This is a genomic window from Stenotrophomonas sp. Steno-Z1 (genome assembly GCF_056393175.1).
Map to the genome: position 1 here is coordinate 82,284 of NZ_JBWJPB010000001.1, position 23,096 is coordinate 105,379.

Consider the following 23,096-nt stretch of genomic DNA (forward strand, 5'->3'; position numbering starts at 1 on the left):
TCCGCCGATGAAAAACGCCCCCGCAAGGGGGCGTTTTTTTTGGATGACGCGGACTCACCGTCGTCCGCGTCGGGGGCGGGAGCGGCATTGGGATGGGATGCAGATCGACACGGACGATCTCCCCAGGCGCTCCATGGCGGCATACACGCCGGTTGAACGGCATGGCACGGTCGATACCCATCGGATAGCGCCGCGATAGCGACCTGCAGCACGTCCGCGGCCTCGCGCCGCGCTGAGAGTGGCACGTGCACTGGCACGCGGTCGGCAGGAAACCTGATACCCAACGCACCCCGTGTCGGGCGAGGCTATGCGTTGCCGTCTCCGCGGCCTGCATGGCACGGGCGCGCTAGCGCAGATCCGGCGCTGCTGCACTGATTCTGCGCACTTTGCCGGAATGCACTTCAATAGCCTTCGCATACTGAAATGGAGATCGGCTGAAAGACGTCATCCCGCGACGTAATCAGCGGTCATGCCTGCGCTGCAAAACAGCGCCATTCTACGAGCGCCCCCGCAACGCCGTCCCGAAAATGCCGCATCGGATTCATTGCAGTGGCGCTGAACTCCAAAGCCGGTTCCAGAACGACATATCCCATTGATTTTTAAGAATGGTTGAATGGGGCCTGCACGAACTGATTACTAACATGAATGCGCTCTCATCGTCGGCCGCCGGCGGCGAAAGCGCCTCCTGAGTGGAGGCTCCCCAATCCCCAAGGAGCGATCATGTTCAATCATTTCAAGAAGGCCGCCTTGGCTCTGGCGTTGGCCAGTGCCTCGATGTCCGCCCATGCCGTGCAGGCCGATATCACCGTGTGGGCCGACGTCGACCCGACGCTGGCGCTGCTCAAGGCTGACGGCACCCCGCTGACCGACGTGGTCGAGATGTCCTACCGCCCGGGCACCGCCGCTACGGCTGGCCTGACCCCGTGGACCGAGCGCGTGCGCGTGTTCTCCAACGACATCGCCAAGGACATCACCGTCAGCCTGGGCAGCGAAGCCGCCCTGCTGCCGGAATCCACCGGTGGCGCCGCGGCCAAGGTGGACCTGACGGTGAGCCTCAACGGTATCGAACTGGGCACCGCCGGCAAGGATTTCACCGCAGCCACGCTGTACCCGGGTTCGGACATGCCGGGCGCCTCCAAGGCGATGGATCTGCGCATCGAGCAGAAGACCCCGGGCATCATCGCCACCGGCGGCAAGTACAAGGGCATCGTCAGCGTCATCATGGTGCTGAAGTCGTAATCCAGGCTTGAGCGGTGCAGTCGCCGCCCTGGGCGGCGGCTGCGTTGCGGGCAACTGCCATGCACACACACCCACTCTCCCACTCACGCCTTGCGATCGCGCTGTCGCTGGCGCTGGTCTGTGCACCGGTGTGCGCACGGCCGGTGCCGGCCGGCTTCGAAGAGCTTGCGGCCGGACAGATCGAACGCCTGGATGTGCGCTTGATGGGGCGCTCGGCAGGGGTGTGGCCGGTGTTCGTGACGCCGGAAGGCGTGCGTCTGATGGACCCTGAGCCGGTGCTTGCCGCGCTGGAGCTCAGCGAGGACGCCAAGGCCGTTCTTGCGCCTGCGTTGAGTCACACGCTGCCGCGCAATGGCCACCTGGCCTGCCAGAACACGGCACCGGAAGCGGGCTGTGGCTATCTCGCACCGCCGGAAGATCCGGGCACCGTCGGCGTGATCCACGACGAAAGCGAAGGCGTGCTCAATCTCTTCCCGGCGCGGCAGTGGCTGCCGGCGGCAGGACCGGAGCGCGAGCGCTACCACCGCCCCAACGAGCGCGCGCAGAACGCTTTCATCCACCAGCAGATGCTCAACGTCAGCGGTGGCAGCGGCTACATGAGCCTCTCGGCGCTGGGCAACGGTACGGTCGGCGTGCTGCGTAACGCGTACGTCGGCGTGGACTGGAACTACAACCGCCAGCAGAACCGTGGCTATGGCAGCCGCGATGATTTTTCGTTCAACGATTTCTATCTGCGCCATGACGTCGCGCGTACCCATTACGTGCAGGTCGGCCGTATGGATCGACGCAACCTGTCCAGCTCGCAGGGCGGCAACTTCGCCTTCGGCATGCTCCCGCTCGACCGCTTCGAAGGCGCGCGCCTCGGCACGACACAGGCGTATCTCGACCAGGCCGTGGTCGGGCAGGGTAGCCCGCTGACGGTGTTGCTCAGCCGCAACGCCCGGGTGGATGCCTATGACGGCGAGCGCCTGCTGCAGACGTTCTACCTGGAAAGTGGCATCAACGATCTCGATACCACGCGGTTCCCTGCGGGCAGCTACATCGTCAGCCTGCGCATCTTCGAAGATGGCACCCTGGTGCGTACCGAAGATGCGCCCTTCAACAAATCCGGCGTTACCTGGGATGACACCAGCGTGCAGTGGTTCGTGCAGGGCGGCCGCCTGATCACGCGCGATGCGCGCCACCACGAGGGTGCCGTCCAGGCCGGCCTGCGCATGCCGCTGCGGCCCAACCTCGCCATGACGGTCGGCTCGGCCATCGTCGACAAGGTCGCCTATGGCGAGCTCCGCCTGGAGGGCCGCAAGGCCTTCGGCACCCATGAATTCACCGGCAGCAGCGCCATGCTGCGCGGCGATGACGGCAGCCGCGGTCTGCAGCAGCAGGCCAGCTACCGCCACCGCGTGTCCGGCACGGTCTACCACCAGCGCATGCGCGGCGGGGCCTGCACCGGCGACTACCTCAACCCCGAATCGCTGGGCTGCAGCGATGCGTTGAGCGCCTCGCTGTCCGTACCGCTGGCCGGCGGCAACCTCTACTTCGGCTTCACCCGGCGTACCACCTATACCTTGGGCCGCGAGCGCAATGACGTGCCGTGGTTCGATGGCAGCCTGCCGCCCGGCGCGCCGTGGCAACCCGGCGATCGCCAGGGCCAGCTCAGCCGTACCCTGCAGGCCAGCTACAGCCGCACCTCCCAATGGCGTGAGATGAGCATCGCCACGCGCGCCGGCGCATTCACCCAGCACACCGGTGCCACCGAAGGGCCCCGCCGCGATGCCGGCGTGTACTTCAATGTGGCCGTCTCGCGCGTAGTGCGTACGCCCATGACCACCCGCCAGGACCGTGTCGGGGTGGACCTGCAGCACGGGCGCGACGAACAGCCGGAGATCGGCTACCGCATCGGCCGCACCCGCCGCTGGGAATGGGGCACCGGCTATCGGGAGCTGGGCGGCGAGTTCAGCGGGTACAACACGGATCAGAAGAGCGCCAGCGGCAGCCTGCGTCAGCAGGACGACTACGGCGCCACCGCCGCCGCGGTGTCGCATTACCGCAGCCGCCAGCATTCGGACACGGCGTACACCGCCACGCAGACCTCCTCCTTTGCGTGGGGGCGTTCGGGCCTGTTCTGGGGCAGCGAATACGGCAGCGGTGCCGGTGTCGCGGTGCAGGTGCAGAGCCCGGAAGACCTGCAACTGCGCGGCCACGCTGCCGAAGTACGCGTGGCCGGCGCCCGCCGCCAACTGCTGCGCTTCGGCCAGCGCCGCCTGCTGCCGCTGAGCACCTACACCCTCACCCGTGCCGAAGTGCAGGACGTCAGTGCGCACGATGTCGCCGCCGCCGTCCGCGTGGACGGCCAGGGCAGCGGCCAGAACCTGTTCCTGCCCCCTGGAAAGATCTGGATGATGCCGATCGAACTTGACCTCACCTACACCTTCATCGGCAGCGCGCACGACGACGAGGGCATCGCCCTGCAGGGTGCCCGGATTCTCAACGCGCCGCTGCCCACGCTTGGCAACGATGGCGGCTTCATCGCCGATTTCCCGCAGCGCGAACGCACGCTGTATCTGTTGCAGGACAGCCGCCTGATGGAATGTCCGCTGCAGGTGCGCGAGCAGCGCAGCGTGGTGTTGCTGGTGGGCGCGGTGCGCTGCCAGCCCCTGGCGGTGGATCGCCTGCCGGCGAAGATCCAGCAGCAGGTACGCGTGCAGCGGCTGTTGCGCGAGCAGAAGCTGGGTGAGCAGATGCCGTCGGTGGCTGGACGGGGGGCGCAGCTGTGAGCAGGTGGTCACTAACGCTGCTTCTCATCTGCGGACTGTTGCGGTTTGCTTATGCGGAAGCGCAAACAGTCGTTCATCCCGCTGATCGGGTTGAGCGCATAACTCTAAGTTATGACAGGTCGACGATGCCCGCTGATCAGATATTAGTGGCGGAACGAACCATCGTTGGGTACAGCACTGACTACGCACTTAAGTACGGGAACATTCACCTCACGTGTAGATCCGATTCCGACGCATCGACAGGCCGTTGCCCCACGACGGGCACCACGGAGCTTGGTCGTAATCATGGAAGGATTCCCCTTCGCTTTACTGAGCGAAGGAGTGGTCTGCAGGTTGATCTCAGTGTTGATGGCTGGACAGAAAGGCGCTTTGCGACGCCGTCCTGCTATCCCAGTCGTTGGGAGGGCGAGGAACGGAATCTGTGGAGCGCAGGATCTACGGTGTGCGGGCGTGACGGGCCCGCAGGAACCGGCATCTACCTTGGACTGAGTGCAAACGAACTGGGAAAGCTGGTGGCAGGACGTTGGAGCGCCTCACTGGAGATGACACTGCATACCGCGATCGGTATGCCTTCGGTAGCCTCATACGCGTTCACATTTGATCTGACCATCACCGATCACGACCGCGTCAGCATCTACTTCCCCGAGTACGACCAGGCCACGCCGCACGTTGGCTTGAACGTGAAGTACAGCCCATACCCGACGCCCACCATCGCGGGCAAGCGCGAGCTGGAGATGTGCCTCTATGACGGCTTGGGCTCGCAGAGCAGCTATCTGGAAGTAACGATCAGCGATTCCGGGCGGGCAGCACCTGGCCGGCCACCGGACAGGTTCTCTGTCTGGAATGAGGCCGGCGGCGGCGATGAGCGCGAGCGATTGGATTACAAAATCAATCTGCAGCACGCCGGCGTACCGATTTCGATGGAAAACGGCCGCCTGCAGCCGTTGAGCGGCATCGATACCGCTGACCTGCGCCTGGTGGTGCTGCCGGGCATGTCCCAGCCGGTGTACTGCGTGCCCACGCCCTTGACGCTGGAGATGCCGCCTGTGGATGCCTCCACCAAGGCCAGCGGCTACTACTCGGGCAACCTGCGAATCCTGATGAACGTTCCCACCACCACGCCATGACGATCTCCAACCGAGACACCGCAATGAACAGTTTCAACAATCGGTTGAGGGCGCTTTTCCTCCTGCTGGCCGCTGCAGCCGTCGCGCCCGCGCAGGCCAATCTCACCGTGCACCCGATGCGGCTGCCGGTCCACGACGGCCGCGCGGGCCAGATCCGGGTGTACTCGCAGACCAGCAAAGTGCAGTACGTGCAGACGCGCGTACTCCGTCTGGACCAGCCGGGCACGCCGGAGGAGAACGAGGTTGAACTGCGCCCCGGCAACCAGGATGGCGTGGTGGTCACCCCGGGCAAGTTCGTGCTGGCCAGCGGCGGCAACCGCCTGGTGCGGGTGATCCCGCTGGAATCGGTCCGCCAGGAAACGCCCTACCGGGTCTACTTCGAGGGTGTCCCGCCGCCGCAGGATGAGATGACCGACGAGGCGAGTGAAACGCCGACGGCCAACGTGGGCGTGAGCCTGATCTGGGGTGCGCTGGTGCATGTGATCCCCGCGCAACCGGTGCCGGACATGCAGCTGGACGGGGCAGACCTGCACAACAACGGCAATGTCCGCCTGGGCGTGACCAGCATCAAGGCCTGCACCGCACCGACGCAATGCACCGAGCACCCCTTGGAGCGCAGCCTGTATCCGGGCGCGCGGATGGCGCTGCCGTTTGATCCCGCCGGCGTCACGCAGATGATCGTCTCGTACCGCCTCAGCTACCAGGGCTACAAAAACTACACCCGATCCTTGACCCCATGACCCGCTGATCGCACGTCGCCGGCGCACCGCGCGCGACGTCGTCCCATCCCCCGCACCTGCAGCTACGGCAACCGCCGTGGGCGGCAGCGCTTTGCCTGATGTTTCCCCTTCCTCTCCATGGAGCTCCTGCCGTGAATCGAATCTACCGACTGATCTGGAATACCGCCCTGGGCTGCTGGACGGTTGCCAGCGAACACACCAAAGGCCGCGGCAAGCGTGCCAGTGCGGTGCGTCTGGCCGGTGCCGTCGCGGCCGCGGTGCTGGCGCTTCCCGCATACGCGTCAGAGGCCGATGCAGACGCCGATGCCGAGGCGGCGTGGGCGCTGGCGCGCAGCATGCCCCTGGCGTTGCCGATGGCCTTCGCGATGGATGCCGCCGACACCCGAGACCAGCACAGGCAGTATGCGCTGGTCACCGATACCGCGTATCGGGATGCGACACTCAACGGCAACAACCTCGTCGTGGTGGGCTCGCGCTCCAACCTTACCGGCAGCAACTCGGTGGGGTACGGCAATGGGGTCACCCTTGCTGGCAGCTACGCTGTCGCGGTGGGCAACAACGCTTATGTCTCGTCGGATTACGCCACGGCGGTAGGTGCGAGTGCCCGTGCGTACTCCATGTTCAGCACCGCGCTGGGTGCCTATGCCCGCGCCGACGCCATGTCGGCGATCGCGCTTGGCTACGATGCCTACGCGGGCGGTCAATCCAGCATAGCGCTGGGCACTACCGCCAGGGCCACTGGCTTTGATTCCGTGGCGATCGGCTGGGGAACCAATGCAGCGTCCCGGGGCGGCATCGCGATCGGTATCAGCGCGGGCATGGAGAGCAGCGCCACCAATGCCATCTCGCTGGGCAATGCGGCACAGGCAAACGGCTCGCATGCCAGCGCCATTGGCTACGCCGCCAAAGCCGCCGGCGGGAATGCCGTCGCGGCAGGCACGCTGGCGACGGCATCCTCCGAGGGCGCCGTCGCCATCGGTAACCGCGCCGCCGTGGATGCGACCTCGACCAACAGCATGGCGCTGGGCGCCAATGCCAAGGTCGCTGCCAACACGACCGGCGCGGTGGCACTGGGCAACGGTTCGGTGGCCACGGCCACGAACACCGTATCCGTGGGCACCACGTCGTTTCACCGCAAGATCGTCAATGTGGCGGACGGCACGCTCAGCGCGTCCAGCACCGACGCGGTGACCGGCAAGCAGTTGTATGTGACCGATCAGAAGGTCGCTGCGGTGGATGGTCTGATCCGCCAGACGTCGGCAAGCGCCAACGTGCGCATCGGCGCTGAGAACACCGGCACCATCATCGATGTGCGCAACAAAGGCGGTGCAGGCCGCAAGCTGAGCGGCGTCGCCGATGGCGCACTGGCCGATACCAGCTCCGAGGCGGTGAACGGCAAGCAGCTGCTGGCCACCGACCGGAAGGCGGCCACGGCCACGACCACGGCCAACCTGGCCCTCGCCAAGCTGACCAGTGTGCAGACCGCACTGGGCAAGGACAGCGTGGCCACCGGTAATGCGGCCCTCGCACTGGGCAATGAAGCCAAGGCCACCAAGGCCAACGCCACCGCGCTCGGCTATCAGGCCCAGGCGAGCGAACAATACGCGTATGCCTTGGGCTATCAAAGCAAGGCGAGCGGCGGCAGTTCGATCGCAATGGGCTCGCTGGCCAATGCGGCAGCGTCGGCGTCGCTGTCCTTCGGTGACCGATCCAGCGTGAACGCGACAGCGGCCGGCAGTGTCGCGCTGGGCCAGAACGCGAACGTCCAGGCAAATGCGACCAACGCCGTCGCGCTGGGCGCAGGCTCGGCGGCGACCGCCGCAGGCACGGTGTCGGTGGGCAGCGCGGCGCTGAAGCGCAAGATCGTCAACGTTGGCGACGGCCTGGTCGCGGCGGGCAGCACGGAGGCGGTGACCGGCAACCAGCTCAGTACCACCAATGCCAATGTCACCCGCGCGGCCGAGGCCGCCGCCGCGGCCGACACCAAGGCCGCGGCCGCGCTGCTGCGGTTTGCCGGCGACAATGCGTTCATCGGCAAGGATGCCGTGGCCGGGAACAAGGCCACCGCGGTGGGTGCCGGGGCGAAGGCCCGCGGCTCGCACAGCAATGCGATCGGCTTCGAGGCCACCAGCGCCGGCAACAACGCGGTTGCGGTGGGCGTGATGGCCAATGCGACAGCCGCCAATGCCATTGCCATCGGTAATGGCGCCAGCGTGGATGTGTCGTCAGCTGCCGGCACCACGCTGGGGGCATGGTCCAAAGTGGAAGCGGGGGCCAGCAACAGCGTTGCCCTGGGCGCCAACTCGATCGCCAACGCCGCAGACACCGTGTCGGTCGGCAGTTCCAGCATCAAGCGCAAGATCGTCAATGTCGGCGACGGCCTGGTGGCTGACGGCAGTGCCGAGGTGGTGACCGGCCACCAGCTGCACGCGACCAATCAGTCGCTGGTCAAGGTACATGGGCTGATCACCGAAGCATCGACCGCCGGCACCGTGCGCCTGGGCATCTCCAATTCAGGCAACCGTCTGGATGTACGCAATCAGGCCAATGCCAACCGCGTGCTCACTGGACTGGTGGATGGCACGTTGAATGCCAGCAGTACCGAAGCGGTAACGGGCAAGCAGCTGTTCAACACCAATGCCACGGTCAAGGTGGCCGACGACAAGGCGGTGGCCGCGCAGGGGACGGCGGACAAGGCCAAAGGGGACGCTGCAGCGGCACTTGAGCGGATCGCCAGCGCCAAGGCCATCATCGGCACCAAGGCGACCGCGGCGGGCAGCAATGCCAACGCGATGGGCTACGAAGCACAGGCGGCGGGCTCGCACAGCAATGCCGTTGGCTTCCGGGCCAAGACGGCCGGTGCCAATGCCGTCGGCCTCGGCACCCTGGTCGATGCCGCGGCGGACGACGCCATCGCCATGGGTAACCGGACCGTCGTGGATACCGGTGCCAAGGGCGGCATCGCGCTGGGTGCCGGGGCCAAGGTAGAGGCGGGTGCCAGCAATGGCGTCGCCCTCGGCCAGGGTTCGATCGCCACGTCGGGCAATGCGGTATCGGTGGGCAACGCCACCACCAGGCGCAAGATCGTCAATGTGGCCGACGGCCTGGTGGCCGCCAACAGCAATGAAGTCGTGACCGGCGGCCAGCTGAAGACCACCAACGATCTGGTTGCCGCCCAGGCTGCCGCCGTGGCGGCCAATGCCGAGAAGATCGATGGCAACCGCAGCAGCATCGAAGGCAACCTCGCCGGGATCGGAACCAATCGCACGGGGATCGAAACCAATCGCACCGGGATCGAAACCAATCGCACCAGCATCGATACCAACCGCGCCAACATCGGCGTGAACCGCGACGACATTGCCGCGCTGCGCAGTGACCTTGAGGGCTTTGTGCCGGACTTGGAAGGCGCGGTGACGTTCAATGAAGATCGCACGATCGTGGATCTGGATAACGCGCGGATCAGCGGGCTGTCGGCTGGGGATATCAGCCATGCTGGAAGCAAGGATGCGGTGAATGGGGGGCAGTTGTTTGCGACCAACGCACGCGTGGGTGCCATTGAGCAGAAGAACAGGTTGATTGCTATCGGGTTGAGCTCAGAGAGCGAGATAGCGACTGCCGGGGAATATGGGGTCGCGATCGGCGATGCCGCCGAGGCCTCGGGAAATGGAGCACTTGCGCTAGGTAGCTTCTCGATCGCAGCTGCAACTAGCTCAGTTGCGCTGGGACGTGGAGCATACGTGGATGAGTCGGGGTTAGAAGGTTTTGCTCTAGGCACTGGCACTCGAGTTTCCGCCGATTCGGGGCTTGCCGTGGGCGCCAAGAGCATCGTCGAAAGCGGCGCAGAGAACAGCGTTGCGCTTGGCAATAGGTCGGTTGTGACGGAGGTGGACGCCGTTTCAGTCGGTAACGAAACGCTCAAGCGACGAATCGTTAATATCGCCTCGGGCACAGGTGATGATCATGCGACAACGGTGCGGCAACTCAGGTCTGCGTTGGATGGACTCGGCGGAGGAGCCGCGGTAGGCCCAGATGGCGCCGTTACTAAACCGGAGTACGCGCTTGGCACAGGGACCTACAACAACGTAGGCTCCGCGCTTCTGGCGCTCGATTCCGCAATCACCACTACCACCTCCAACATCGACGCGCTGGGCAACCATGTCAACCGACTGTTCCGGGAAGAAGCCAGCACGCGCACAGATGGCGCAGGCCGTCTGGCGCTGGGCGGTGCACAGGGCATGGTGCTGGGCAACGTGGCCGACGGCCGGATTGATGCAGGCAGCCGTGACGCCGTGAATGGTGGGCAGCTGCATGCCACGAACCAGAAGGTGGGCGAGAACCGGAGTGAGATTTCCGATCTGCGCGCAGCACTGGATGGGATGCAGCCGCGCACCGCACGTAGCTTGATGACGGAGGGCGGACCGGTGTTCGACTTCGGTGGCACGCGCCTTTCCGGTGTGGGGGCGGGCGATATCTCGTCGGCGGAGAGCAAGGACGCGGTGAATGGTGGACAGTTGTTTGCCACCAATAAGCGCCTCGAAAAAGTCGCGGAGGGTGCGCGGTACGTCAGTGTTGGCTACGACGAGGAATCTGTCGCGGCGCAGGCTGGCTTCCTGGCGGTTGCAATGGGTGATGGTGCAGAGGCTTCGGTCAACACCGAGGGCGGAACCGCAATCGGAAGTTACGCCAAGGCTCGCGGAAAGAACTCAGTTGCTCTTGGCAGGGCGGCGTCGGTGACAGCCAACGCGGAGGACGCGTTTGCCTTGGGTGGCCGCTCAGAGGTACATGTTGAGAATGGAATTGCATTGGGTGCCGCTAGTCAGGTGCTGGCGGCTGCAAGGGGCAGTGTGGCCCTTGGCTACGGCTCCATTGCGTCTGAAACGAACACGGTGTCAGTAGGCAATTCCCTCACTCAGCGCCGCATCGTCAACGTAGCCAACGGCACCGCAAACCAGGATGCCGCCACCGTCGGCCAGCTCAAGCGCATCGCGTCGGTCTTTGGTGGCAGCGTGGATGCCGACGGCAACCCGGTCACGCCGTCGTTCAACGTGCAGGGTGGCGCGTACCGCACCGTCGGCGATGCGCTCACCGCGCTGGATACCTCGGTGGCGGACAACGAGAAGTCGCTGGCCTCGCTGGATCGCAACTTCAACCGCCTGTTCCAGGAAGACCCCACCCCCCGTACCGACGGCCCCGGTCGCCTGAACCTGGGCGGCGCCCACGGCATGGTCCTGGGCAACGTGGCCAACGGCCTGATCGCCTCCGGCAGCCGCGATGCGGTCAACGGCGGGCAGCTGTATGAGGTGCAGAAGAACCTGCAGGGGCAGATCGACACCCTGGAAGGGCGCGGCGCCGAGCCGGTCGCGATGATGAGCCGGATGGGCGCAGCGGTGGCGATGTCCGCCGATGCACCGGTGACCACCAGCGAGACTGCGCCGGCGCCGTCCCCGGCCCCGGTGGACACCCCGGTCGCCAAGGTCGAAACGCCCGAGCCGGTGGTCAAGGCGGAGGGGGACAGTGCCGTGGCCGTGGGCAGCGAGGGCAAGGAGCGCAGCGTTCGGCACGTGGCCAAGGGCACGGCCGATACCGATGCGGTGAATGTCCGTCAGCTCAACGAGGTGCTCGACCGTGCCAACGAGTACACCGATCTGGCCGTGGACGGCTTGAACAAGCGCCTGGACGGCATGGACAAGCGCTTCAACCGCATGGCGGCGATGAGCAGTGCACAGAGTGCGATGGCGATGAACACCGCCGGCCTGAATACCTACAACCGCCTCGGCGCGGGCGTGGGCCATTCCGATGGCGAATCGGCACTGGCGGTGGGCTACCAGCGGGTGATGAACGAGCGTGGCTCGGCCACCTTCAGCCTCAATGGGGCGTTCACCAACAGCGGCGAGAAGACCGTTGGCGTGGGCGTGGGCATCGGCTGGTAATGCGGGGGAGGGCGGGGCCGCACCACGCGGCGGCCCTGCCTTTGTGTCGCTACACGGCGTGGCGGCGGCATGCCGCCACGCGGAGGGTTTTCATGCAGACCGTGTCCGATCAGATTGCGTTACGCCTGGGCTATCTCAACGTGCTGCAGGGCGTGATCACGCGCCTGGCCAACGGCGCCCTGGCGATCAAGGGCGGCAGCATCGCGGTGATGACGGCGGTGCTGGCCTGTGCGCTGGGCGAGAACGTGCGGTTCCACTGGGCGCTGTTCCTGGCGCCGGCCGCGTTGTTCATGGGTTTCCACGCGTACTTCCTGCAGCAGGAGCGAGCGTTCATCGCGTTGTACAACCACGCCGCGGACCGTCCGCTGGCGGACGTGCTGGGGCTGCGTATCGATGCCGCGCGGCTGCAGGCCGTGCGCGAACCGTTTTTCCAGGTCCTGCGCCGCCCAGCGGTGGTGGGTTTCCATGTCGTTCTGGCTACCTGTTGCGTGGCCATTTTCCTGCTCGCCAACGGAGCGTGCTGATGTTGCTCGACCTGAAAATCAAAAACTTCGCCACGCCGCCGATGGCCGTGGATGCCGCGGCCGTTGCCGCGTTCGAACAGCGCACGCCGTCGCCGCTCGTGGCGTTGGGGTCCTACCTGAAGGGCAAGGACACCCTGCTCGATGCCGACACCGTGCAGAAACACCTGTTTCCCAGCGTGAAGGCCGATGTGTTCCTGTCGCACGCGTCCGGCGATCGCCAGCAGGTGATGCAGCTGGCGGTGGCACTGGAGCGGCTGGGACTTACAGTGTTCGTGGATTCGTGCGTCTGGGGCAACGTGTACGCGCTGCTCAACGACGTGGACGATCATTTCTCCCGCAAGAAGGACGAGCCGGGCAGCTATCACTACCGCAAGGTCACCCGCACCGCTGCCAACGTCTACATGATCCTCAACGCGGCCTTGCAGCGGATGATCGACGGCTGCGAGTTGTTCCTGTACCTGGACAGCCCTGCCGTGCGGATCAAGGACTATGTGGACGGTGGCGACTACATCGGCTCGCCCTGGGTGTTTTCCGAGCTGATGTTCGCGCGCCACGTCGCGCGACGCGGGCGGCCACGACCGTCCTTGGAGGTCTACAACGAAGGGGCGGGCATCAAGGCCGCCGACAGCACCGAGCGGATGGCACGTTTTCTACCGCCGGCGTCGACGCATGCGCTGGAGTGGAAAGTGCTGGCGCGCGCCATGGAAGACATGGCGGGGTTGCCGGCCTCGGCGCGCTGGCGGGATGGCCCATGGTTCCTGGATCACCTGTATCGCAAGTTGTCGTTGAGCGCGCAGGAAAGGCAGTTGCTGGGATGGCCGCCGGCATCGTGATCGATGGCGTGCCGGCCAGCACTCGGTAGACTCGCCCGTCGGGGAGCCTAGTGCCTGCATCCGCGGACCGCGCCTTCGTGCACGGTGGACCGCCTCAACCGGCGAGATAGCCCTCGATTTCAGCTTCGGCCAGCAGCTCGCGCAGCTGCACGGCCGATGCCCGCCGCATCGGCTTCTCATCGATCGCCGATAGCGGTGGTTGGCGCAAGGCGTCGTAGGGCAGCACGGCGATATCGAAGGTCAGCTCTTCGGCGCTGAACACCCATACCGGCACGTCCAGTACGCGCTCGCGGTCCAGCCGCAGGCGGCGCGTACGCGATTCGGCCGGGATGCCGTGTTCGTCGAAGTAACGCTGCACCGCATCGGCGTCGTCGCTGTGCACCTGCAGCTGCACGGGGCTGTTGGCGTCGGCGGTGCCGTCCAGCACCGGGCCGCACAGCCGCGGCGCGAACCCGCGCAGGAACTCCATCGCGCGCAGGGCGGCTTCGCGGCGCTGGCGCAGCTGGCTGCCATGGTCGGCTCCGGCGAACAGACGCTGGTACTCGCGTAGCGCATCTTCGATCTCCGCGTTGCGCGGCAGCGAGGCATCGTCGTGGATGTCCAGCCGGGCGGCGGCCTTGAGTTTGGCCTGGTGGTAGTCGCGGATGCCGCCTTCGGCCATCAGCCGGGCCGCTTCGTGGGCGAGCCGGTGGCGACGCTCGCGGGTCTGGGTGGCTGCATGCTGACGGGCTCGATGCATGACCGGAACTCCTGGGCGACCTGCACGGCAATGTACACCGGCGATGTGACAACGGGGTAGAGCCACCGCATGGCTGCGCCTGCGATAAGGATCACGTGCAGCCACCCATGGGGTGGCTCTACGCTGCGGTCGGGGATTGCGTGCAGCCACCCATGGGGTGGCTCTACGGTGCGTCGGGGATTGCGTGCAGCGGCGATGGCTTGGTCGGCGAAGCAAAAAGGCCGGGCATTGCCCGGCCTGTGCTCGTTCCGGGTGCCGGGGCGTACCCGGCACGGGGGAATCAGAAGATGTCGAAGGCGGCGTCGTCGGCCTGCTGCACATGGGTGTCGAAGCTGAAGTCCTCGATCTTGTCCATGTCTTCCACCTTGACCCATTCGGTGGCTCCGTTGAGGGTGGCCTGGACCATGCCCGACGGCGGGTCGTTCTTGGCGACCGGGGTGTCCTTCAACGCCACGCGCATGTAGTCGATCCAGATCGGCAGCGCTGCCTTGCCGCCGTATTCGCGGTAGCCCAGCGAGCGGAAGTCGTCGCGGCCCACCCAGACGGTGGTGGCGTAGGGCCCGCCGAAGCCGGAGAACCAGGCATCGCGGTGGTCGTTGGTGGAGCCGGTCTTGCCGCCCACGTCCTCGCGGCCAAGCACCTTGGCGGCCGTACCGGTGCCGCGCTGGACCACGTCGCGCATCATCGACACCAGCTGGTAGGCGGTGCGGGCATCGATCGCGCGCGGGGCCACCTTGGCATCCGGGTTGACCGGCTTGGGCGCCTCTACCGGCTGCTGCGGCTTGGCCGCCGCGGTCGCCGCCGGCGCCGGCGCCGCAGCCGCACCGAAGTTGAAGCCGTCCACGACCTGGCTGACCGGGGCGCCGCCGCTGGAACCGGCGCACTCGCGGCAGGCCATGGCCGGGTTTTCCTTGAACACCAGGTTGCCGTCACGGTCGGTGACCTGGTCGATCACCCAGGTATCCACGCGCGAGCCGCCGTTGGCGAACACCGCATAGCCGCGGGCCACCGACAGCGGCGTCAGCGAGGCGGTGCCGAGGGACATCGACAGGTTGGGCGGCAGCTCGGCCTCGGCGAAGCCGAACTCGCTGATGTACTTGCGCGCGTAGTCCACGCCCATGCCATCGAGCAGGCGCACCGAGACCAGGTTGCGCGACTGCACCAGCGCTTCACGCAGGCGCATCGGGCCGCGGAAGCCGCCGCCATCGTTCTGCGGCGACCAGGTCTTGCCGCGACGGTCGCGGAACACCACCGGCGCGTCGAGCACGATCGAGGCCGGGTTGAAGCCCTTGTCGAACGCGGCCGCGTAGATGAAGGGCTTGAAGCTGGAGCCCGGCTGGCGGCGCGCCTGGGTGGCGCGGTTGAACTTGTTGCCGGAGAAGCTGAAGCCGCCGACCAGCGCCTTCAGCGCGCCGCTTTCGGCATCCAGCGAGACCAGCGCGGACTGGCCGCGCGGGATCTGGTCGATCAGCCACTCGCCTTCCTTCTCGCCGGCGCGCACGCGGACCAGGTCGCCGCGGGTCAGCAGCTTGGCCGGGGCCTTGTTGACCCAGCGACTGGCCGCGACCGGCAGCACCAGTTCGCTGCGGTTGGCCAGCACGACCGTGGCGCTGCCGTCGGCAGCGGTGGAGGCCACGATCGCCGGCAGCAGCCCGGACTGGGACGGGATCCCGACCAGCTTGGCGGCCAGGGCCTTGGCGTCGGCGTCGGCGGGCACGTCGAAATGCTGCTCCACCCCGTGCCAGCCATGGCGGTGGTCATACACGCGCAGGCCATCGCGCACGGCGATGTTGGCGGCCGTCTGCAGCTCGGCGTTGATCGTGGTGGTGACGTGGTAGCCCTTGTTGACCACGTCGCCGCCGAAGCGGGCGATCATTTCCTGGCGGACCAGCTCGGCCACGTACGGCGCGTCGACCTGCACCGGCGGCTCGTGCGCGCTGGCGTGCATCGGCACCGCCTTGGCCGCGTCGGCCTCGGCCTGGGAGATGAAGCCCAGGCTGGCCATGCGCTGCAGTACGTAGAAGTCGCGGCGCTCACGGGCGCGCTCGGGGTTGCTGATCGGGTTGCCCGAGGAGGGGAACTTGGGGATGCCGGCCAGCGAGGCCATCTCGTCCAGGTCCAGTTCGCCCAGCTTCTTGCCGTAGTAGAACTCGGCCGCAGCGGCCACGCCGTAGGCGCGGTTGCCGAAGAAACTCTTGTTCAGGTACAGCTCGAAGATCTCGTCCTTGCTCAGCTCGGACTCGATCTTGCGCGCCAGCAGGATCTCGGCCAGCTTGCGGGTGTAGCTGTACTCCGAGCTCAGGAAGAACTGCCGGGCGACCTGCTGGGTGATGGTGGACCCACCCGGCACGCGCTTGTCGTTGGTGGTGGCCAGCAGCCACACCGCGCGCCCGATGCCCTTGTAATCCACGCCCCCGTGCTCGTAGAAGCGGGCGTCCTCGGTGGCCAGGAAGGCCTGCTTGAGGCGCTCGGGGACCTCCTTCATGGTGATCGGGGTGCGCCGGGACTCGCCGAACACCGCCATCAGCTTGCCATCGCTAGCATAGACGTACATGGGCTCCTGCATCTCGATGTCGCGCAGGCTCTGCACGTCCGGAAGCTTGGAGGAAACAGCGTAATAGAGGCCACCTGCGACGGCGGCGCCGATCAGGCCCAGGACCAGGAAGGCGACCAGCAACCAGCGCAGCCAGCGGCGAAAGCGTGTCATCAGTGACAGATTCCGATTGCGAATTTCGTGGCCGCAGAGTATAGATTACGCAAGGGAACGGCTGGGGCCGTTCCTGGGGAGAGCAGGTCGATCATCGTTTGGGGACGTGTGAAACGTGTCGTAGTGCACGTTTTGCCGCGAACGGTTGCGCTTTGCTAAAAAAACGTTATTAATGCGCGGGCGCAGGTTCTGCGTCCAAGTGCCCGTCGGCAGGGGAGAAACCGTGGGGCTTATCCCAAAAAGCCAGTCGCCGCTTATTGGCGTCGACATCAGCTCGACTGCAGTAAAGCTTTTGCAGCTTTCCCGCAGTGGCAATCGTTTCCGCGTGGAACATTACGCTGTGGAACCACTACCGCCGAATGCGGTGGTGGAGAAGAACATCGTTGAGGTCGAGGCTGTCGGAGAGGCTATCCGGCGCGCCGTGAACCGTTCCGGTACCAAGGCCCGGCACGCCGCCGCGGCCGTGGCCGGTTCGGCGGTGATCACCAAATTGATCCCGATGCCGGCCGACCTGGACGAGAACGACATGGAAGCCCAGGTCGAGCTCGAAGCGGTCAACTACATCCCGTACCCGATCGAGGAAGTGAACCTCGACTTCGAAGTGCTGGGCGCCATCCCCAACAACCCGGAGATGGTCCAGGTGCTGTTGGCGGCGTCGCGGTCGGAGAACGTGGAGCTGCGCCAGTCGGCGCTGGAACTGGGCGGCCTGACCGCCAGGGTCATGGACGTGGAGGCCTTCGCGGTCGAAAACGCCTTTGCCCTGGTCGCCAGCGAGCTGCCGATCGCCAGCGACGGCGTGGTGGCCCTGGTGGACATCGGCGCCACCATGACCACCCTGAACGTCCTGCGCGGCGGGCGGAGCCTGTATAGCCGCGAACAGGTGTTCGGTGGCAAGCAGCTCACCGACGAGGTGATGCGCCGCTATGGCCTCACCTACGAGGAGGCTGGCCTGGCCAAGCGCCAGGGCGGGTTGCCGGAAAGCTACGAAATGGAAGTGCTGGAGCCGTTCAAGGAAGCCACGGTCCAGCAGATCAGCCGTCTGCTGCAGTTCTTCTACGCCGGTAGTGAATTCAACCGCGTGGACTACATCGTGCTGGCCGGCGGTTGCGCGGCGCTGGCCGGGCTGCCGGAGATGGTGGAAGAACAGCTGGGCGTGGCCACCGTGGTGGCCAATCCGCTGGCACAGATGACGCTGGGTCCGAAGGTGCAGGCGCATGCCCTGGCCCAGGACGCCCCGGCGCTGATGATTGCCACCGGTCTGGCCCTGAGGAGCTTTGACTGATGGCAAGAATCAATCTATTGCCTTGGCGCGCCGAGCGGCGCAAGCAACGCCAGCGCGACTTCTACGGCATGCTCGGCTTCGCCGCCATCGGCGGGGTCCTGCTGTCGTTGATGATCTGGTTCTACTACGACCGCCAGGTCAGCGGCCAGGCCGAGCGCAACAGCTTCCTCACCGCCGAGATCGCCAAGGTCAAGGACCAGAACAAGGAGATCGACCGGCTTGACCGCCAGAAGGATCGCCTGCTGGCGCGCAAGAAGGTGATCGAGGAGCTGCAGGCCAAGCGCTCGCAGATGGTCCACCTGTTCGACGCGCTGGTGCGCACGATCCCGGACGGGGTGGTGCTGACCGCGCTCAAGCAGGAAGGCGACATCCTCACCCTGGAAGGCCGCACCCAGTCCAACGCCCGGGTCAGCGCGTACATGCGCAACCTGGAAAGCTCGGGCTGGATGAGCAAGCCGGAACTGTCGGTGATCGAAGCCAAGAAGCCTGACCAGAAGGCGGGCACCGTGGGTCCTGTCACCGACATCAGCGCCTTGCCGTACATGTTCGTGGTCAAGGTGACGCTGCCGGCACAGAGCGCACCGGTCGATGGCGTGGCGCCTGATGGCAGCGTGATCGTTCCTGCGGAGACGGCCGACCCGGCCGCCAATCCCGCCGCAGCGCCGGTGGCGCCGTTGTCGCCGGGCACCGCGCCCGCTCCGGCCACCGCACCTGCGACCGATCCGGCCGCTCCGCCCGGCAAGCCCGGCGGCAGCCGTCTCGCTCCGACCGCCGCACCCGCACAACCGGCGGCGTCCAGTACGCCGCAGAAGGGGGCCGCATGAGCCAGAAGATCAACCTCAAAGAGCTGGACTTCAACAACATCGGCAATTGGCCGCAGAAGGCCAAGGTGGTGTTCTGCGTGCTGCTGTCGGCCCTGATCGTGCTGCTGGCCTGGTTCGCCCTGATCAGCGGCAAGCGTGAAGAGCTGGCCGGCCTGGAGCGTACCGAATCCGGCCTGCGCGCCGAGTTCGAGAAGGAGCAGGGGCGTGCGGTCAACCTGGAGCCGCTCAAGCAGCAGCTGAGCCAGATGGAGCAGGTGCTGCAGCAGATGCTGCGCCAGCTGCCCAGCAAGACCGAAATGCCGGACCTGATCATCGACATCTCCCAGACTGCGTTGTCCAGCGGACTGGTCAATGAACTGTTCCAGCCCGGTGCCGAGCAGCCCAAGGAGTTCTACGCCGAGAAGCCGATCGCCCTGCGCATGGTGGGCAGCTACCACCAGTTCGGTGCGTTCGTCAGTGGCGTGGCCTCGCTGCCGCGCGTGGTCATCCTGACCATGCACGACATCAACCTGAAGCCCAAGGACCCCAAGACCGGCATCACCGCGCGCAGCGGTGCGCTGGAGCTGTCCGGCACGGTCAAGACCTACCGTTACCTGGACGAGCTGGAAATGGAAGCGCAGGAAAAGGCAGCCGCCGCCAAAGACGCCAAAGACAAGAAGTCCAAGTCCGGAGGCCGGAAATGAGCCTGGCGATGACCGCACGGATCTGTGGACTGCTGGCGCTGGCCTTGCTGGCCGGCTGCGCGCGCGGGGTGAGCAGTACCCCGGGCGATGCACCGAACCTGGCCAAGTGGGTGGAGGACGTGCGTGCACGTCCGGCGCCGCCGCTGGAGCCCCTGCCGGTGATGCAGCAGTTCGAAACGTTTGAATACTCCGCCCAGGGGATGCGCGATCCGTTCACGGATGCCTGGACCAATCCACAGGGCGGCTCGGGGCTGCGTCCCGATCCGAACCGTCGCAAGGAGCCGCTGGAAGTCTTCCCGCTGGATGCCTTGGACATGGTGGGTTCGATCGGCAACGGGGGCGGGCTGGTCGCGCTGGTGATGGCGCCGGACAAGGTCACCTATCGGGTGCGTCCAGGCGTGTACATGGGGCAGAGCGACGGCCGCGTGACCGGGGTCTTCGAAGACCGGATCGAACTGATTGAACTGGTGCCGGATGGCGCGGGCGGCTGGCTGGAACGGCCTGCATCGCTTGCGCTTGAAGATCAATGATTGATTATGGGGATAGCACGATGACCTTTTCCAATGCCATGCGGCAGCGTCCCAACCGGCGCCCGAAGCTGATCCACCTGTGCGCGCTGGGAGTCGCGCTCATGGTGGCCAATGGCACGCTGCTGGCGGCAACGCCAGTGGCAGCACCCACGCCGGCAGCGGCTGCGCCGGCGATCGCGCCGGCCTCGCTGGCGGTATCCAAGATCGACTTCAAGCGCGGTGAAGACGGCGCCGGCCGCCTGATCCTGAAGTTCGACGGCCAGGGCGCCAGCCCGGACCTGCGGACCCAGGGCAACAACGTCGTCATCGACGTCGGCAACGTGCGCCTGCCGGAGAACCTGCAGAAGTCGATCAACGTGACCGACTTCGCCACGCCGGTGCAGCGCATCGATCCCAAGCCCTATGGCGGCGGTACCCAGCTGGTGCTCAGCACCAACACCGCCTTCGAGTCGCTGGCCTACCAGTCCGGCAACGAGTACGTGGTGGAGATCAGCGCGCGCAAGGAGGCCCCGGCCACCGGTGCGATCAATGCCACCACCGTGAGCCAGGCAGCGGCAGCGGTCGGCCAGCGCGGTTACAGCGGCAAGCCGGTGACCTTCAACTTCCAGGACGTGCCGGTGCGCACCGTGCTGCAGTTGATCGCCGAGGAGTCGAACCTGAATGTCGTTGCCTCCGACAGCGTCGAAGGCAACGTCACCCTGCGCCTGGTCAATGTGCCGTGGGACCAGGCACTGGACATCGTGCTGCGGGCCAAGGGCCTGGACAAGCGTCGCGAAGGCGGCGTGGTGTGGGTTGCCCCGCAGCCGGAACTGGCCAAGTTCGAGCAGGACAAGGAAGACGCCCGCATCGCGATCGAAAACCGCGAAGACCTGGTGACCGATTACATCCAGATCAACTACCACAACGCAGTGCAGATCTTCAAAGCACTGACCGAGGCCAAGGGCATCGGCGGCGGCGGTGGTGGTGGCGGTGGTGGTGGCAGCAGCTCGCAGGAAGACAGTGGCTTCCTGTCCTCGCGCGGTCGCATCGTGGCCGACGAGCGCACCAACACGCTGATGATCAGCGACATCCCGAAGAAGCTGGCGCGCATGCGCGAGCTGATCAACGTCATCGACCGCCCGGTCGACCAGGTGTTGATCGAAAGCCGCATCGTCATCGCCACCGATACCTTCGCGCGCGAACTGGGTGCCAAGTTCGGCATCAGCGGCAGCCGCGACAACGTGTACTTCAGCGGCGACCTGGCGGCGAATGCGGCCACCCGCAGCTCGCAGGTCAATTCGCAGACCGAGTACAACAAGGCGGTCAACGAATGGCTGGCGGGCGGCGGCACGGGCCCGGCACCGGTCAGGACGCCGTCCACGATCACCCGTGGCTTGAACTGGAACCTGCCGGTGGCCGCGGCCAGCAACCCGGGCTCGCTGGCATTGTCGATCCTCAACGCCGGCTACCTGCTGGACGTGGAACTGTCGGCCATGCAGCAGGAGTCGCGTGGTGAAGTGATCTCCAACCCGCGTGTGGTCACCACCAACCAGCGCGAAGCCACGATCAAGCAGGGTAAGGAAATCGGCTACGTCACCATCAGTGGCGGCGGCGGTGTGGGCACGGTTGCCACCCCGAACGTGCAGTTCAAGGAAGTGCTGCTGGAGCTGAAGGTCACCCCGACCATCACCAACGACAACCGCGTGTTCCTGAACATGGCGGTCAAGAAGGATGAAGTCGAGAGCTACATCGTGCTGGAAGGCTACGGCCAGGTGCCGACCATCAACCGCCGCGAAGTGAACACCGCGGTGCTGGTGGAAGACGGCCAGACGGTGGTGATCGGTGGCGTGTACGAGTTCACCGACCGCAACAGCGTGAACAAGGTGCCGTTCCTGGGCGATGTGCCCTTCCTGGGCAACCTGTTCAAGAAGCGCAGCCGCAACAAGGACAAGGCCGAACTGCTGGTCTTCGTCACCCCGAAGGTGCTGCGCGTGGCCAAGACCAACTAAGGCCGCCGCACTACCTGCAGCGAAAGGGCCGCCTCGTGCGGCCCTTTTCGCGTTCAGGCAATCTTGATCCCGCTCCGGGGCCAGCCCTGCCATCATGTCGGCGGAACCTTGCGCACCTCGCGTGGGTCACATGGACGCCATGAACCTGCCTCCCCCGATGCCCGACACCCAGACCGATACCCCCGCCGCCGCCGACGCGTCCCTTGGCCGCCTCCACGATGGCTTCCGCGCGCTGCGCGATGCGCTGTCCAGCGAGATCGTGGGCCAGGCCGCGCTGGTCGACCGCCTGCTGATCGCCCTGCTTGCCGATGGCCACCTGTTGGTGGAAGGCGCGCCGGGGCTGGCCAAGACCACGGCGATCCGCGCACTGGCTGCCCGCCTGGAAGCGGACTTCTCGCGCGTGCAGTTCACCCCGGACCTGCTGCCGGCCGACCTGACCGGCACCGAGATCTGGCGGCCGCAGGAAGGGCGCTTCGAGTTCGTGCCCGGTCCGATCTTCCACCCGATCCTGCTGGCCGACGAGATCAACCGCGCGCCGGCCAAGGTGCAGTCGGCGCTGCTGGAGGCGATGGGCGAGCGCCAGGTCACGGTGGGCCGCCACACCTATGCGCTGCCGGCGCTGTTCCTGGTGATGGCCACGCAGAACCCGATCGAACAGGAAGGCACCTTCCCGCTGCCCGAAGCGCAGTTGGACCGCTTCCTGATGCACGTGCGCATCGGTTATCCGGATTCGGACGCCGAGGCGGAGATCCTGCGGTTGGCGCGCGACCGCGCGCGCGACGCGCTGGGCACGCCGCCGCCGATGCCGGCGCGGATGCCATTGGAGGATGTCTTCGCCGCCCGCAAGGCGGTGCTGTCGCTGCACATGGCGCCGGCGCTGGAACGCTACCTGATCGAGATCGTGCTGGCCTCGCGCGATGCCAGCCGCTACGACCCGGCGCTGGGCCGTCGCATCGCCTGGGGCGCCAGTCCGCGCGGCTCGATCGCGCTGGAGCGCTGCGCCCGCGCCCGCGCCTGGCTTGCCGGCCGCGACTTCGTCACCCCCGATGACGTCCGCAGCGTGGCCCCCGACGTGCTGCGCCACCGCGTGCTGCCCAGCTACGAGGCGACCGCCGAAGGCTGGGATGGCGACCGCCTGGTCGCCGAGCTGCTGGCACGCGTGCCGGCGCCCTGACC

General features: G+C 66.2%; 15 protein-coding genes. 13 read left to right on the top strand and 2 right to left on the bottom strand.

Features of this window, described 5'->3' with window-relative positions:
• Positions 1 to 720: 720 nt before the first annotated feature.
• The 7 genes from AC06FD_RS00390 to AC06FD_RS00420 all read left to right on the top strand — a co-directional run bounded on the left by AC06FD_RS00390 (position 721) and on the right by AC06FD_RS00420 (position 13,167).
• Positions 721 to 1,239, top strand: a complete 519-nt coding sequence (locus AC06FD_RS00390; RefSeq protein WP_478076714.1) for a CS1 type fimbrial major subunit — start codon at positions 721 to 723, stop codon at positions 1,237 to 1,239.
• A 59-nt stretch (positions 1,240 to 1,298) separates the two neighbouring features.
• Positions 1,299 to 4,013: a TcfC E-set like domain-containing protein gene (locus AC06FD_RS00395; protein ID WP_478076715.1), complete on the top strand. Its 2,715-nt coding sequence runs from the start codon at positions 1,299 to 1,301 to the stop codon at positions 4,011 to 4,013.
• A 125-nt stretch (positions 4,014 to 4,138) separates the two neighbouring features.
• A complete protein-coding gene (locus AC06FD_RS00400) occupies positions 4,139 to 5,140 on the top strand; it encodes a CfaE/CblD family pilus tip adhesin (protein ID WP_478076716.1) in 1,002 nt (333 codons plus the stop codon).
• 23 nt (positions 5,141 to 5,163) lie between these two features.
• Complete coding sequence (locus tag AC06FD_RS00405; RefSeq protein ID WP_478076717.1) at positions 5,164 to 5,880, top strand: pilus assembly protein; 717 nt, start codon at positions 5,164 to 5,166, stop codon at positions 5,878 to 5,880.
• 131 nt (positions 5,881 to 6,011) lie between these two features.
• On the top strand, positions 6,012 to 11,810 hold the full coding sequence (locus AC06FD_RS00410) for an ESPR-type extended signal peptide-containing protein (RefSeq protein ID WP_478076718.1): 5,799 nt from the start codon (positions 6,012 to 6,014) through the stop codon (positions 11,808 to 11,810).
• Positions 11,811 to 11,902: 92 nt separating this feature from the next.
• Entirely contained in the window at positions 11,903 to 12,334 is a 432-nt protein-coding gene (locus AC06FD_RS00415) for a hypothetical protein (protein ID WP_478076719.1), read from the top strand.
• The gene (locus AC06FD_RS00420; protein ID WP_478076720.1) at positions 12,334 to 13,167 is read left to right on the top strand and encodes a hypothetical protein; all 834 of its coding nucleotides are present in this window, start codon (positions 12,334 to 12,336) and stop codon (positions 13,165 to 13,167) included. Before AC06FD_RS00415 ends, AC06FD_RS00420 begins: the two co-directional genes overlap by 1 nt.
• 94 nt (positions 13,168 to 13,261) lie before the next feature.
• Here the strand turns inward: AC06FD_RS00420 and AC06FD_RS00425 are convergent, their stop codons facing one another.
• Both AC06FD_RS00425 and AC06FD_RS00430 read right to left on the bottom strand, forming a co-directional pair.
• Complete coding sequence (locus AC06FD_RS00425) at positions 13,262 to 13,906, bottom strand: hypothetical protein (RefSeq protein ID WP_478076721.1); 645 nt, start codon at positions 13,904 to 13,906, stop codon at positions 13,262 to 13,264.
• Between the two features lie 280 nt (positions 13,907 to 14,186).
• Positions 14,187 to 16,613, bottom strand: coding sequence for a penicillin-binding protein 1A (locus AC06FD_RS00430; protein WP_394161287.1), 2,427 nt, complete (start codon positions 16,611 to 16,613; stop codon positions 14,187 to 14,189).
• A 223-nt stretch (positions 16,614 to 16,836) separates the two neighbouring features.
• Between AC06FD_RS00430 and AC06FD_RS00435 the strand changes: the two genes are divergently transcribed.
• The 6 genes from AC06FD_RS00435 to AC06FD_RS00460 all read left to right on the top strand — a co-directional run bounded on the left by AC06FD_RS00435 (position 16,837) and on the right by AC06FD_RS00460 (position 23,094).
• Positions 16,837 to 17,895, top strand: a complete 1,059-nt coding sequence (locus AC06FD_RS00435; RefSeq protein ID WP_345780465.1) for a pilus assembly protein PilM — start codon at positions 16,837 to 16,839, stop codon at positions 17,893 to 17,895.
• On the top strand, positions 17,895 to 18,719 hold the full coding sequence (locus AC06FD_RS00440; RefSeq protein WP_259206499.1) for a PilN domain-containing protein: 825 nt from the start codon (positions 17,895 to 17,897) through the stop codon (positions 18,717 to 18,719). Before AC06FD_RS00435 ends, AC06FD_RS00440 begins: the two co-directional genes overlap by 1 nt.
• On the top strand, positions 18,716 to 19,402 hold the full coding sequence (locus AC06FD_RS00445; RefSeq protein WP_259206498.1) for a type IV pilus inner membrane component PilO: 687 nt from the start codon (positions 18,716 to 18,718) through the stop codon (positions 19,400 to 19,402). The genes AC06FD_RS00440 and AC06FD_RS00445 overlap by 4 nt, the downstream gene beginning before the upstream one ends.
• A complete protein-coding gene (locus tag AC06FD_RS00450) occupies positions 19,399 to 19,932 on the top strand; it encodes a pilus assembly protein PilP (protein ID WP_259206497.1) in 534 nt (177 codons plus the stop codon). Before AC06FD_RS00445 ends, AC06FD_RS00450 begins: the two co-directional genes overlap by 4 nt.
• Positions 19,933 to 19,952: 20 nt before the next feature.
• Positions 19,953 to 21,920 (top strand): type IV pilus secretin PilQ, encoded by a 1,968-nt coding sequence (locus tag AC06FD_RS00455; RefSeq protein WP_259206496.1) that lies wholly within the window; start codon positions 19,953 to 19,955, stop codon positions 21,918 to 21,920.
• A gap of 139 nt (positions 21,921 to 22,059) precedes the next feature.
• Positions 22,060 to 23,094: an AAA family ATPase gene (locus tag AC06FD_RS00460; RefSeq protein ID WP_394161284.1), complete on the top strand. Its 1,035-nt coding sequence runs from the start codon at positions 22,060 to 22,062 to the stop codon at positions 23,092 to 23,094.
• Positions 23,095 to 23,096: the final 2 nt, after the last annotated feature.

What these genes read in the sequence shown, in the direction of transcription:
- AC06FD_RS00390 (WP_478076714.1), top strand. Translation starts at nt 721, where the DNA reads ATGTTCAATCATTTCAAGAAGGCCGCCTTGGCTCTGGCGTTGGCCAGT.
- AC06FD_RS00395 (WP_478076715.1), top strand. Translation starts at nt 1,299, where the DNA reads ATGCACACACACCCACTCTCCCACTCACGCCTTGCGATCGCGCTGTCG.
- AC06FD_RS00400 (WP_478076716.1), top strand. Translation starts at nt 4,139, where the DNA reads ATGCCCGCTGATCAGATATTAGTGGCGGAACGAACCATCGTTGGGTAC.
- AC06FD_RS00405 (WP_478076717.1), top strand. Translation starts at nt 5,164, where the DNA reads ATGAACAGTTTCAACAATCGGTTGAGGGCGCTTTTCCTCCTGCTGGCC.
- AC06FD_RS00415 (WP_478076719.1), top strand. Translation starts at nt 11,903, where the DNA reads ATGCAGACCGTGTCCGATCAGATTGCGTTACGCCTGGGCTATCTCAAC.
- AC06FD_RS00420 (WP_478076720.1), top strand. Translation starts at nt 12,334, where the DNA reads ATGTTGCTCGACCTGAAAATCAAAAACTTCGCCACGCCGCCGATGGCC.
- AC06FD_RS00425 (WP_478076721.1), bottom strand. Translation starts at nt 13,906, where the DNA reads ATGCATCGAGCCCGTCAGCATGCAGCCACCCAGACCCGCGAGCGTCGC.
- AC06FD_RS00430 (WP_394161287.1), bottom strand. Translation starts at nt 16,613, where the DNA reads ATGACACGCTTTCGCCGCTGGCTGCGCTGGTTGCTGGTCGCCTTCCTG.
- AC06FD_RS00440 (WP_259206499.1), top strand. Translation starts at nt 17,895, where the DNA reads ATGGCAAGAATCAATCTATTGCCTTGGCGCGCCGAGCGGCGCAAGCAA.
- AC06FD_RS00445 (WP_259206498.1), top strand. Translation starts at nt 18,716, where the DNA reads ATGAGCCAGAAGATCAACCTCAAAGAGCTGGACTTCAACAACATCGGC.
- AC06FD_RS00450 (WP_259206497.1), top strand. Translation starts at nt 19,399, where the DNA reads ATGAGCCTGGCGATGACCGCACGGATCTGTGGACTGCTGGCGCTGGCC.
- AC06FD_RS00455 (WP_259206496.1), top strand. Translation starts at nt 19,953, where the DNA reads ATGACCTTTTCCAATGCCATGCGGCAGCGTCCCAACCGGCGCCCGAAG.
- AC06FD_RS00460 (WP_394161284.1), top strand. Translation starts at nt 22,060, where the DNA reads ATGAACCTGCCTCCCCCGATGCCCGACACCCAGACCGATACCCCCGCC.